The organism is Perlucidibaca aquatica (genome assembly GCF_001676655.1).
GTDB lineage: Bacteria > Pseudomonadota > Gammaproteobacteria > Pseudomonadales > Moraxellaceae > Perlucidibaca > Perlucidibaca aquatica.
In genome coordinates this window covers 495,136-507,090 of record NZ_LZDB01000001.1, presented here as the reverse complement: position 1 = coordinate 507,090, position 11,955 = coordinate 495,136, and the positions used below count along the sequence as shown (strand labels likewise).

The following is an 11,955-nucleotide window of genomic DNA, read 5'->3' as shown; positions in this document are numbered from 1 at the left end:
CTCCCGATCAGAATCGCGACACGCCGAAGCTGTTGCGACGCACGGTGCGCAACGGAGCTTCACGGCAAATGGACAGCGTCAAGGCGAGCACGCGACGGGTATCGCGCGGGTCGATCAGGCCGTCATCGAAGAGGCGCGCGGATGCCGCGAAGGCATGGCCGTCCTCGTCGAACTTGCCGATGATCTGCTGCTCCAGGGCATTGAGCATGAACTCTTCCTGCTCGCCGATGGCGCGGCCTTCCTTGTTCCATTTCTCACGCGTGATCACCGACATGACCTTGGCGGCCTGCTCGCCGCCCATGACGGCGGTGCGGCTGTTCGGCCAGGCGAAGATGAAGTGCGGGCCGAAGCCGCGACCGCACATGCCGTAGTTGCCGGCGCCAAACGAGCCGCCCATGACGATGGTGATCTGCGGCACGGTGGCATTGGCCACGGCCTGGATCATCTTCGAGCCATGCTTGACGATGCCGCCCTGCTCCGACGCCGAGCCGACCATGTAGCCGGTGGTGTTCATCAGGTACACGATGGGGATGTTGGCGTGGCAGCAGAGCTGGATGAACTGGCCGGCCTTGGTGGCACCGGCCGTGGTGATCGGGCCGTTGTTGCTGATGATGCCGACCTGATGGCCATCAATGACGGCGCGACCGCAGACGGTCTGCTTGTCGTATTCGTTCTTGAACTCGAGGAACTCGGAGGCATCGACCAAACGCATGATGACTTCGCGCGGATCGAAGGGCTTGCGGTAGTCGGCCGAGACCACGCCGCAAACTTCCTCGATGTCATACAGCGGGGCGCGCACCGGCACGCGCGGCACGGCCGGCTTGTCGGCATTCCAGTTCAGGCTGCGCACGATCTCGCGCGCCATGCGGATGCCGTCGGCGTCGTTCTCGGCGAGAAATTCGGCAGTACCGGCGAGCTGGGTGTGCATCTCGGCACCGCCCAGATCTTCATCGATGGCCACTTCGCCGGTGGCGGCGAGCAACAGCGGCGGGCCGGCGAGGAAGACCTTGGCCTGCTTGCGGATCATCACGACATAGTCCGACAGACCCGGCATGTAAGCACCGCCTGCCGTCGACGAACCGTGCACGACCGTGACCTGCGGGATGCCCGCCGCCGACAGCCGCGCCTGGTTGGCGAAAGTGCGTCCGCCGGGGATGAACAGCTCGGCCTGATACATCAGGTTGGCGCCACCGGACTCGATCATCGACACCACGGGCAGCTTCTGCTGCAGCGCGATCTCTTGCAGGCGCAGCGTCTTCTGCACGCCCCAGGGCGTCATGGTGCCGCCCTTGATGGCGCTGTTGGAGGCCACGATCAGGCAGCGCACGCCCTCGACATAGCCGATGCCGGCGATCATGTTGCCGCCAGCCAGCGAGCCGTCGCGGTCGTCGTGCATCTTGTAGCCGCACAGGGTGGACAGCTCGAGGAATGGCGAGCCGCGATCGAGCAGCAGATGCAGGCGTTCGCGCGGCAGCATCTGCTTGCGCTTGTGGAACTTGGCGCGGGCTTTCTCTTCCGAGCCGCGAACCTTGCTTTCGACTTCACGCAGGGCGGCGACGGCGGCCAGCATGCCGTCGCGGTTGGCGCGGAAGAGTTCGTCCTGCGAATTAATTCGGGATTCGAGCACAGTCATGTTGTCAGTCTCAGGTCAGCGATGCCGCGACAGCGGGCGGCACGGGAATGTCGATATCGAGCAGCATCTGCGCGAAGCACTTGCCCTGCGGGTCGGTGCGCAGCGAGGCGATGCCGCCGCCGCCCAAGGCATGGCGGATGAGGAAGTTGAAGCTGTGGCTACCCGGCAGCTCCCAGCGCGACACCGAACCCACCGGCTTGGTGGTCGAGATCAGGTGCGCAAAGTAGGTAGCCACGCGCTGCTCGCCGAGGGCCGCACGCAGATACGGCAAATACGCCGGATCACGCGCCATGACGCCGACGTTGCCGTGGTCGCCCTTGTCGCCGCTGCGGGCGATGGCGAGCTTGATCAGCGGCACATTGACGGCATCGGCCGTCGCCACCCAAGTCTCGCCGACCGGCTGCGGAGTCAGCGCGGCTGGATCAAACGGCGCACCCTCGACCACGACCACCGGCGTGCGCACGCCCTCAAAATCGACGGTGATGGCGACATCGCGCTTGGGCACCTTGCAGGACCAGAGCTGAACCACCGGCTGCACGCTCGGACGACCACCGAAGTAGCCGGTCAGGCCCGGCGCCATGCCGGTCGCGGCCTGCGCCAGCTCCTTGGAGAACAACACCAGCGCGGCCTTCTCGCGATGCTTGGCGGCGATCTTCACCACCACCTCGCGCGTGGCCAGCGCACCGGCGCGGGCGTTCGGGCCGTACATGGTTTCCGCGCCAAGCAGCTCGACATTGGTTTCGCCGAACGGGCCCCAGCCCTTGGCTTCGAACAGCTTTTCGCACTTGGTGATGAGCGCCTGCGCCACGCGTGCGGCTTTCGCCGGGGCATCGCGGCCGCCCATCAGGAAAGTTGCCGTGATGCGGTTGCCGCGCGGCGTGGTGCCGGAGACTTTGTAGGTGTCTGGCGGCACGAAGCCGCGTGCGCCTTGCACCAGCACCGAATCCGGGCCGACCTGGGCCAGCGTCGCGGTAGTGAAGTCGCAGCGCACATCCGGCAACAGGTAAGCGCGCGGGTCGCCGATCTCGTAGAGCATCTGCTCGCCGACCGTGCCCACCGTCACCGCACCACCCGTGCCCTCGGGCTTGCCGACCAGGAAGGACCCATCCTCACGGATGTCCACGAACGGGAAGCCCATGTTCTCGTAGCCGTCGGAGACCGTTTCCCAGTCGGTGAAATTGCCGCCGGTGCACTGCGCGCCACACTCGATGACGTGGCCGGCAAGCGAGCCCTGGGCAAGCTTGTCGTAGTCGGTCGCGGACCAGCCGAACTCGTGCATCATCGGACCGAGGGCAACGGCACTGTCGACACCACGACCGGTGATGACGATATCGGCACCCTGCCTCAGCGCCTCGGCCACCGCCGGCGCGCCGAGGTAGGCGTTCATGCTCACCAGCATGCCCGGAAAGGCCGCGCCGGTATCCATCTCGGTGATGCCGGCTTCGCGGAACTCGCCCTGGCGCGCAGTCAGGTCATCGCCCTCGACGACGGCGATGCGCAGCGTGATGCCGGCCGCGACCGCAGCCGCCTGCAAGGCATCGCGGCAGGCGCCGACGTTCATGCCGCCGGCATTGCTGATGACCTTCATGCCCTGCGCCTTCACGGCCGGCAGCAGTGGCGTCATGACATCGACGAAGTCACGGGCATAGCCCTGTGCCGGGTCCTTCATGCGCTGCACGGCGAGGATGGACATGGTGACTTCGGCGAGATAGTCGAACACCAGATAGTCGAGCTTGCCGTGCTGGACGAGCTGCTCGGCGGCGGTGCTGGTGTCGCCCCAGAAGGCGGATGCGCAACCGATACGGATGGATTTCATGCCTGCTCCAGATGGCGTGTCAGAGGGTTTCGCCAAACAGCTCGCGGCCGATCAGCATGCGACGGATTTCCGAGGTGCCGGCGCCGATTTCGTAGAGCTTGGCATCGCGCCAGTAACGGCCGACCGGGTTTTCATTCATGTAGCCGTTGCCACCCAGGCACTGGATCGCCTGCCCGGCCATCCAGGTCGCCTGCTCGGCGGAATAGAGGATGGCAGCGGCGGCATCTTTGCGTGCTGGCTCGCCGCGATCACAGGCTTTGGCGACGGTGTAGACATAGGCGCGACTGGTGTTGAGCGCGACATACATGTCGGCGAGTTTGCCCTGCATGAGCTGGAACTCGCCGATGGCCTGACCGAACTGCTTGCGCTCGTGGATATAGGGCAGCACCACATCGAGACAACCTGCCATGACGCCGAGCGGACCGCCGCTGAGGATGGTGCGCTCATAATCGAGGCCGGACATGAGCACGCGGACACCGCCGTTAAGCTGGCCGAGTACATTCTCGACCGGCACTTCGCAATCCTGAAAAACCAGCTCGCAGGTGTTGGAGCCGCGCATGCCGAGCTTGTCGAGCTTCTGCGCTGTGCTGAAACCCTTGAAACCTTTCTCGATGATGAACGCCGTGATGCCACGCGGGCCGGCATTGACGTCGGTCTTGGCATAGACCACCAGCACGTCGGCATCCGGGCCGTTGGTGATCCACATCTTGTTGCCATTGAGAATGTAGCGGTCACCCTTAAGCTCGGCACGCAGCTTCATGCTTACCACGTCCGAACCCGCATTCGGCTCCGACATCGCCAACGCGCCGACATGCTCGCCGGTCAGCAGCTTCGGCAGATACTGGCGCTTCTGCGCATCGGTGCCGTTCTTGCGGATCTGGTTCACGCAGAGATTGGAGTGAGCACCGTAAGACATGCCGATGGCTGCCGAGGCGCGCGAGATTTCTTCGACCACCACGGTGTGTGCGAGATACCCGAGCCCTGCCCCACCGTACTCTTCTTCCACCGTGATGCCGAGCAGGCCCATGTCGCCGAACTTGCGCCACAGGTGCATCGGAAACTCATTGCTGCGATCGACTTCATTGGCGATCGGCGCAATCTCAGCAGCAACAAACTGGCGCACGGCATCGCGCAGAGCGTCGATGGTTTCGCCGAGGTCATGATTCAAAGAGGGAAAATGCATGGTGGGAGCCCGTGAAAAAGGTGGTGACTGACGGGTTCCGAGTGTGTTCGCACGGCCGCAGAGCGGCAATGAGAAAAACGGCAATTTAATCGACAAAATCGGACATGAAAGTCGGTTATCCTTGACTGAATCGGGAATAAACTGCCATTTCACCGATTTAATGGGACATACAAACCCCAACACAGCCCAGGCACCGAGAGCCCGCGATGAATCCGCTGCATCACACCGTTTCGCTGCATGTTGCACAAGCCATGCTGCAACGTGCCCACAGCGCTGGCCATGACGGCGACGCCTTGCTGCACGAGGCGGGTATTAGCGCGGCGCTACTCGATGACCCGGCAGGCCGCTTGTTACCCGTGCAGTTTGCCAATCTGATGCGCGCACTCTGGCGCCGGAGCGGCGATGAGTTCATGGGCTTCACGGAATTTCCCAGCCGCGTCGGCACCTTTCCACTGATGATGCACACCGCCCTCAATGCCGAAACGCTGGGCGAGGCGCTGCGCCATGGTTGTCACTTTTACCGCGTGCTGACCGACGAGATTACGCTGACGTTGCGGGAAGAGCCTGCATCCATGCCGGATATGCCGAGCACGGCACACTTTGTCTTGCGCCTGCGCCGACCCGAGCTCGACACGGGCCATGTGCTCAACGAAACCATTCTGCTGTGTTGGTACCGCTTTGCCTGCTGGCTGATTAACCGCCGCATTCTGCTCAGCGAAACCACCTTCGATTACCCGGCACCGGCTCATGTCGCTGAGTATCATCAGCTCTATCCCTGCACACACCACTTTGCCCACGCCGAAACCACGCTGGTGTTTGATGCCCGCCTGCTCAGCCTGCCCATCACCCGCAGCCGCGAAGAGCTGAAGGCGCTGATCCGCGAATTGCCGCTGGGATTTTTCATCAAGCCGGTGTTTCAAGGCAGCTTCGGTCACCGCGTGCGCAGCCGTCTGCTGCAAGGGGAAGGCCGGGAATTACCGGGGCTGGATGCCGTTGCCGCCGATTTTTTCATGACCGGGCGCACGTTGCGCCGCAAGCTGCTCGACGAAGGCACGAGTTTTCAGGAAATCAAGGATGGCCTGCGTCGAGATCAGGCCATGACCTTGTTAAGGCAAACGCAAACGCCAATCCAGAGCGTGGCACAGCAAGTCGGCTTTCGCGAAGCCACGGTCTTTATTAAAGCGTTTCGCCAGTGGACCGGCATGACGCCCGGCGATTACCGGGCACGCACGCGCAAACGAGTCGTTGCAACCGACTAGCTTAGCCTTTCACAAACGCCGCGATCTCGGCGATGGCTTGGTCGGCTTCCGGCAAAATATCGCCCATCATTTGGAAGTCATGGAAAAGGCCATCCCAGACACTCAGCGTCAGGTCCCAACCTATGTCGGCGGCACGCGCGGCGAGACGCTCTGAGTCGCTGAAGAGAATCTCTTCCGTGCCGACTTGAACCAACGTGGGCGGCAGGCCTTTCAGATCAGCAAATAACGGTGACGCCAAGGGGTGATCTGGCGCCGTCGAGCCCAAGTACATCGGCGTTTTCGCGTAAATCCAATCCAAGCTGAGCATGGGGTCCGCCTCAGCATTACGCTGCAAGCTTTCACCCGACAAGGTCAAATCAATAAAGGGAGAAATGAGCACCATTTTTCCCGGTAGAGGTAAGCCTTGATCGCGGATGGACAGTGCCAGCGCCAGCGCCAAACCGCCGCCGGCGGAATCCCCCATCAGTGCCACACGCGCCGGGTTAACGCCACGATCCAGCAGGCCACGATAGGCATCTAGGGCATCGTCCAAACCCGCTGGAAACACATGCTCCGGCGCCAAACGATAATGCGGCACATAAGTGGTGGCCTTCAGCGCCAAACCAATGCGCGAGGTCATCGGGCGATGGGTGCGCGGCGAACACACCACATAGCCACCGCCGTGCATGAAGAACACCACTTGATCGGTGCTGCCCTCACGCGGCGTGATGACCTCGGTGTCCTGCTGCCCCAACCGCGTCTCACCGATCACCGCCTGCCTAGGCACCCAGCCATTGCGCAGCAATGCCTCCGTGATATTGCGTTGCCACTGCACCGAGACACGGCTGCCCCATAACGGACGGATACTGCTGCGCATCACCAATGGCAGCACGCGCCGCGCCACCTGGCTTTTCCACTGAGCCAGACCACTGAGCTGCGGCCGATGATCAATACGCTGCATACCTGCTTCCTCTCTTATTTTGCGACGGTGTAGTGTGACCAGTTGGGCTTGCTGGTGCGAAAACGGTAATCCAGCGTAAAGCCCGACCAGTTTGCAGTGTTTTTGCCGGACTCGTTGACATACCAACTTTTGCAGCCGCCATCCCACACGGTTTTATGTAGATGTGCCTGTAGGTCCTGATTAAAGGCATCCATAGGCGCAGACTTCACATCCAGATACTTCAATTGCTCTTTCTGCAACTTCTGTACGCACTGACGAATGTAGTTCATCTGGCTCTCCAACATATACACAATGGAGTTATGGCCTAAGTTGGTGTTGGGCCCGTACATCATGAAGAAGTTCGGGAAGCCACTCACGGTTAAGCCTAAATAAGCCTCTGCACCACCCTGCCAGCGCGCATGCAAATCTTGACCCTGCAAGCCGGTGATCTTCATTGGCGACAAAAACTCGGTGGCTTTAAAGCCCGTGCCGTAAATAATCACATCAACTTCATGGTGCACACCATCCGCCGTAACAACACCGGTGGCGTCAGCGTGAGTCACACCGTGCGTGGTCACGGTGACATGCTGTTGCGCCAACGCGGGATAGTAGTCATTCGAAATCAGAATGCGCTTACAACCCATGGGATAGTCCGGGGTTAACTTCGCACGCAGCTCCGGATCCTTAATGTGCTTATTCAGGTTGCTGCGGAACTGCCAAGCAGGCAGCGCCATCAGCTTGTCCCAGACGGTAAAGGCCAGCGCATTACGCTCATGGCCTAGGTATTGCCACAGACGGCTACCCAACTGAAATTTGGGCAGTCGTTCAAAAATCACTTTTTCAGCCGCTAAATAGGCGCGATCGGGCTTGGGAATCACGTAGGGCGCAGAACGCTGCACCAAGACCAGGCTCTTGGCCTTAGGCACGATCTTCGGCACAAATTGAATGGCACTTGCACCGGTGCCAATCACGGCAATGCGCTTGCCTGCCAGCACCACATCATCATTCCATTGGGCCGAGTGCATGACCTGCCCGTGGAATTGCTCTATGCCGTCAATACGGGGAATCGCGGGCCGGTTCAGCTGACCCACTGCAGACACCACGGCGCGAGCCTGTAGCTGCTCACCGTTAGCTGTTGTTAAGGTCCACAGCCCCTGTTCAGCCGAAAAACTCGCCGCCACTACTTCCGTATTAAAGCGGATGAGCTTGCGCAGACCGTATTGCTCAGCGCATTCACGCAGGTACTGATGAATCTCCGGCTGCTGGGCAAACTTGCGCGACCAGCGCGCATTCGGGGCGAATGAGTACGAATACAGGTGAGATGGCACATCACAGGCTGCACCGGGGTAGCGGTTATCGCGCCAAACACCACCCACATCGGCTGCCTTTTCAAGGACTAAGACATTATTAATGCCAGCTTCCTGCAGCTGAATGGCCATACCAAGGCCACCAAAACCGGTTCCAATAATGATCACATCATGCATCGGGACAGCGGACATCTGTTCTTCCTCAGGTTAAACACAGCAAATTTGGCGCGCAGGGTACTGGAAAATGCCAATTTTTTCGCTGTTACGCACAAAATTTCATCGTTCCCGTTGCCGAGGAGCATGTGTTTTGGTATAAATCGCGCCCTCGCTGTCAGCCGCCGATCTAGGTGGCCAGTAGATCGCCATTGCGGAGAGCTGAAATGTCAAAGGTTTGCCAAGTTACCGGCAAGCGTCCGATCGTTGGTAACAACGTTTCGCACGCCAACAATAAAACGAAGCGTCGCTTCGAACCGAATCTGCACTACAAGCGTTTCTGGCTGGAAAGCGAGAAGCGTTTCGTGCGTCTGCGTGTGTCCACTAAGGGCATGCGTACCATCGATAAGCTGGGTGTTGACGTGATCGTTGCTGATCTGCGCGCTCAAGGCGTCAAGGTCTAAGGAGCACAATCATGCGTGATAAAATCCGTCTCGTCTCAACGGCTGGTACTGGCTACTTCTATACCACCACGAAGAACAAGCGCACCATGCCGGGCAAAATGGAGATCAAAAAGTTTGATCCCAAGATTCGCCAGCATGTTCTCTTCAAGGAAGCCAAGATCAAGTAATTGATCCGCACCTTGCAGATAAAAAACCGGGCCTCAGCGCCCGGTTTTTTTATGCCTGCAATTGCCTAGCCTGCTCAAGGCTTCTCATAACCCACACGATGCACCCAGCTGCCGCGATCCTGATACGGCATGGTGACGCAGCTGCTGCCTGGCACCGTGCTGGAACCTGGCCCCACCACACCCGAGAGCGAGCAAATTTTGCTGCGCGGATGAATGCGCGTGCATTTACCGAGATCTGTCGCCGTGAGTGCATTGCCACTGTTGTAGCTTGCCGCTAAACGCGCCAGCGTCGTCTTTAATGCGGCAAGCATGATCGCATCACGCGAGCGCCCGCCGGTCCAATCGCGACGATTAACCAAGGCTGACGTGTTAGGCGCCAAAATCCGCACCACCACGTTATCCATCACACTTTGGTCGAAAACATGGCTGCCTACGCCCGAAACACGGTCATAAGCCGTCAGGTCAGGGGCCAGTACATCACCCTTGAGGCCTGCAAATAACTCATCGCGTAAGGCCGTGACCAGTTCACCAAAAATAGTCGCCGCTGCGCCATCGCGGGCGGCAGTGTCGTTAAGGTCGATGTTCGGGCCGTAATGGCTGCGATCCCATCCCAGCACCAGATCCAGTGCAGCCTTTTCAGTGCCGTTGAGTTGCGCCTGCGCACTGCTCCGGAAAGCACGCAACACCGGCAGGTACTCCCGTGCGCGAGGGTCTATTGTGCCCGCATGCTCATCCAGGGCCTTTAAATCTGTGAAGGCCCAATCGCTACGCGTGGCTAACTTATCGAGAATGATGGTCACGCGCTGGCCCGCCCCACCAGGACGACTGGTGCTGCCTAACCCTTCGCCATCAAGCCAGCCTACAGCGGGCTTATTATTCCAGTTGGCCAAATAGCCTTGCGCCGGATCGCGCACTTGCGGTGTTTTCTCGAACGGCAAAAGGCCGGCATGGTCGAAAGCACCTGTGCCGGGAATGGGAAAGCGCATGTCTGTTTGCGCGTTGCGCTCAAAATGCAGACCGGGATGATAGAAAGCAATATGACCATCGCGTGTGGCTACCGTGGTGTTTTCATTCCACGTGACCAAACGCATGGCGGCATCGAATTCAGCAAAGTTGCGCGCCTTATTCCAGGCACGAATGCCTTCAATGGTTTCAATTTCCCGCTTCCACATGGCATAGGCCACGCTACGCCCCAAGCCTTTAGCATCATCTCGGGCTACCAGCGGCCCATGCACCGTACGGCATATTTTATTGGCTTGGTTCAACACCGCTGGGCCAATGGGGACGCCGGAGGTAGCCGCACGGAACTTAAATGTTTCCGTCCGACAATTCATGGCCTTCCATTTGCCGTCGTGGAAATATTGATCGGCCTGACACGCACCCGTTGCCTGTTGCGCGGTCGAACACAGGGTTTCAATAAAGCTATCAATGGTTTTGGAATAGCCTGTGGTTAATCCCCACGCAGCATGTTCGGTGTAGCCAATACCCACGACGGGCAGCGTAGGCACCGACGATCCGCGTGCGTGATACCCCGCGCCATGAATTTCATACTCGACCAGCAGCAAGGGATAGTCATAGCCCAACTGCGGACCACTCACCAACAGCGTACCGCCATCGCGGGTGCGTGACGGCCCCACGGCATACGCGTGAGAGCCGCCATGCAAATAGGCGCGCAACTCGTTTAAGGCCAAGGCAATGTGTCGCTGTACCTGTGGGCCAGAGGCTTTGTAAGCCTTAGGGTTAGCCGTTTTAGCCAGCGTTTTGGCTGCTGTTATTCGTTTAATCTCTGGCGCGAAAGCCAGCTCACGCTGGGTCGCCCCACGCAATCCACTGGACGCCGATGTGGCCATCGCCAGCGAGGGTTGCGAGCACGGTGCGGGTGCTGCGCGACTCCCTGTGCCATCACCCAGCGCGAGTGAGTCCGGTAAGGTAACGGCCCAATCTGCCATTTGCTCGAATGCCGCCTCTCGCACCGCCAGCGATCCTGCCTGATTGCTGAAATTGCCCGTCCCCACTGGCACCGAAACAGCCGCCTTTGCATCGTCTAGCCATGTCAGATCGAGAAAAGCATCTTTACCCGCCCGTGACGAACCTAAACGCTTAGACAGGGCTTTCAGCAGGCTGATGTTTTGAAACTCGTTGCCGCCCTCGGCTGCCACAAAGCGCGTGATATAGACGCCCGCCGCGAGCACATCAATGGCGTTGATCGGCTCTGGCAAGCTACTCAGTAGGGCATATTCGGCAGGCAAGAGCGTTGGATTGCCCCGTACTTCGGCGATACGAGCGTTGGCGCCATCAACATACCCCAGCACAGCATCGCGGGCATCGGGCGATAATTTATCGAAGTAGGTTTGGTATTCGGCATCGGTATAACCGACCACACGCTGTTGTAAATCCGCAGGGACCGCCCCACAGCCCGTCAATTCGGCCAACGTCCCCCGCGCTGTCCGGCGCACGGCATCCAGTAAAAAGAGCCTGTCCGTGGTGACCGCATGCCCCACGCCAAACCAAAGATCACGCACCGTATCGGCATAGATAATCGGCACGCCGTAGCTATCGCGATAAACCTGCACTCCACTCTTCGGGGATGTCGGTGTGCCCGGTCGAGTACCCAGTACGGCAGGCTTGGCTTTAAAGCTCCAATAGAGTTCTCGCTGATCATCCACATGAGCGCCAAAATCACCCGGCTTGCCTGTCAGCATGCCCTGCGCCTGACCTGGCAGACTGAAGAAACCGCTCTGCCCCGGCGGCAGCACCGTTTCTGCCTTCAGCACGAAATCCGCCGCAGCCGTATTTCGGCCTGCCGCGCGGTTGTCGTCACCCAAGCCACAGGCCGTTAGCCACACGATGAAAAATGGGATGCTGGCTTTTTGCGCCATATAACGGATGTTCATTGCAGGCTCCAGACTGCTCTTAAGGGCAGCTTGCGGAAAGTAGACTTCGCACTCTACCCTGCTCCTTCCGCAGGGGCAAAGATCAGCGATTAGCTAGCGACTCTGTGCAGTCGCACGGGAGCAATCGGCGAACTATACTCAAGCTCAACTATTAGCTAGT

At 59.7% G+C, this 11,955-nt stretch carries 9 protein-coding genes; 3 read left to right on the top strand and 6 right to left on the bottom strand.

From position 1 onward, the window contains the following. Nucleotides 1–7 precede the first annotated feature (7 nt). From A8710_RS02515 to A8710_RS02505, 3 genes are read right to left on the bottom strand one after another with little or no spacing between them, the layout of a single operon-like run. Nucleotides 8–1,633 (bottom strand): acyl-CoA carboxylase subunit beta, encoded by a 1,626-nt coding sequence (locus A8710_RS02515; protein WP_068857889.1) that lies wholly within the window; start codon nucleotides 1,631–1,633, stop codon nucleotides 8–10. A 10-nt stretch (nucleotides 1,634–1,643) separates the two neighbouring features. Beyond that, nucleotides 1,644–3,449: an acyclic terpene utilization AtuA family protein gene (locus A8710_RS02510; RefSeq protein ID WP_068857888.1), complete on the bottom strand. Its 1,806-nt coding sequence runs from the start codon at nucleotides 3,447–3,449 to the stop codon at nucleotides 1,644–1,646. 19 nt (nucleotides 3,450–3,468) lie between these two features. Continuing rightward, on the bottom strand, nucleotides 3,469–4,632 hold the full coding sequence (locus A8710_RS02505; protein ID WP_068857887.1) for an isovaleryl-CoA dehydrogenase: 1,164 nt from the start codon (nucleotides 4,630–4,632) through the stop codon (nucleotides 3,469–3,471). A 206-nt stretch (nucleotides 4,633–4,838) separates the two neighbouring features. Between A8710_RS02505 and A8710_RS02500 the strand changes: the two genes are divergently transcribed. Continuing rightward, nucleotides 4,839–5,891: an AraC family transcriptional regulator gene (locus tag A8710_RS02500; RefSeq protein ID WP_068857886.1), complete on the top strand. Its 1,053-nt coding sequence runs from the start codon at nucleotides 4,839–4,841 to the stop codon at nucleotides 5,889–5,891. 1 nt (nucleotide 5,892) lies between these two features. Here A8710_RS02500 and A8710_RS02495 read toward each other — a convergent pair whose 3' ends face one another. Together A8710_RS02495 and A8710_RS02490 are read right to left on the bottom strand one after the other, a co-directional pair. Then, nucleotides 5,893–6,831, bottom strand: a complete 939-nt coding sequence (locus tag A8710_RS02495) for an alpha/beta hydrolase (protein ID WP_082968605.1) — start codon at nucleotides 6,829–6,831, stop codon at nucleotides 5,893–5,895. Between the two features lie 14 nt (nucleotides 6,832–6,845). Then, the gene (locus tag A8710_RS02490) at nucleotides 6,846–8,309 is read right to left on the bottom strand and encodes a flavin-containing monooxygenase (protein ID WP_068857885.1); all 1,464 of its coding nucleotides are present in this window, start codon (nucleotides 8,307–8,309) and stop codon (nucleotides 6,846–6,848) included. 188 nt (nucleotides 8,310–8,497) lie between these two features. On the opposite strand from A8710_RS02490, the gene rpmB reads away from it, so the two are divergent. Both rpmB and rpmG read left to right on the top strand, forming a co-directional pair. Continuing rightward, nucleotides 8,498–8,734: a 50S ribosomal protein L28 gene (gene rpmB, locus A8710_RS02485; RefSeq protein WP_068857884.1), complete on the top strand. Its 237-nt coding sequence runs from the start codon at nucleotides 8,498–8,500 to the stop codon at nucleotides 8,732–8,734. 11 nt (nucleotides 8,735–8,745) lie between these two features. Next, nucleotides 8,746–8,901 carry a 50S ribosomal protein L33 gene (gene rpmG / locus A8710_RS02480; protein WP_022955339.1) on the top strand — a complete coding sequence of 52 codons (156 nt, stop codon included), beginning with the start codon at nucleotides 8,746–8,748 and terminating at the stop codon, nucleotides 8,899–8,901. A gap of 74 nt (nucleotides 8,902–8,975) precedes the next feature. On the opposite strand, the gene A8710_RS02475 is transcribed toward rpmG, so the two are convergent. Then, nucleotides 8,976–11,795, bottom strand: a complete 2,820-nt coding sequence (locus A8710_RS02475; protein WP_068857883.1) for a penicillin acylase family protein — start codon at nucleotides 11,793–11,795, stop codon at nucleotides 8,976–8,978. Nucleotides 11,796–11,955: the final 160 nt, after the last annotated feature.

What these genes read in the sequence shown, in the direction of transcription:
- A8710_RS02500 (WP_068857886.1), top strand. Translation starts at nt 4,839, where the DNA reads ATGAATCCGCTGCATCACACCGTTTCGCTGCATGTTGCACAAGCCATG.
- A8710_RS02475 (WP_068857883.1), bottom strand. Translation starts at nt 11,795, where the DNA reads ATGAACATCCGTTATATGGCGCAAAAAGCCAGCATCCCATTTTTCATC.
- A8710_RS02490 (WP_068857885.1), bottom strand. Translation starts at nt 8,309, where the DNA reads ATGTCCGCTGTCCCGATGCATGATGTGATCATTATTGGAACCGGTTTT.
- A8710_RS02515 (WP_068857889.1), bottom strand. Translation starts at nt 1,633, where the DNA reads ATGACTGTGCTCGAATCCCGAATTAATTCGCAGGACGAACTCTTCCGC.
- A8710_RS02505 (WP_068857887.1), bottom strand. Translation starts at nt 4,632, where the DNA reads ATGCATTTTCCCTCTTTGAATCATGACCTCGGCGAAACCATCGACGCT.
- rpmB (WP_068857884.1), top strand. Translation starts at nt 8,498, where the DNA reads ATGTCAAAGGTTTGCCAAGTTACCGGCAAGCGTCCGATCGTTGGTAAC.
- rpmG (WP_022955339.1), top strand. Translation starts at nt 8,746, where the DNA reads ATGCGTGATAAAATCCGTCTCGTCTCAACGGCTGGTACTGGCTACTTC.
- A8710_RS02510 (WP_068857888.1), bottom strand. Translation starts at nt 3,449, where the DNA reads ATGAAATCCATCCGTATCGGTTGCGCATCCGCCTTCTGGGGCGACACC.
- A8710_RS02495 (WP_082968605.1), bottom strand. Translation starts at nt 6,831, where the DNA reads ATGCAGCGTATTGATCATCGGCCGCAGCTCAGTGGTCTGGCTCAGTGG.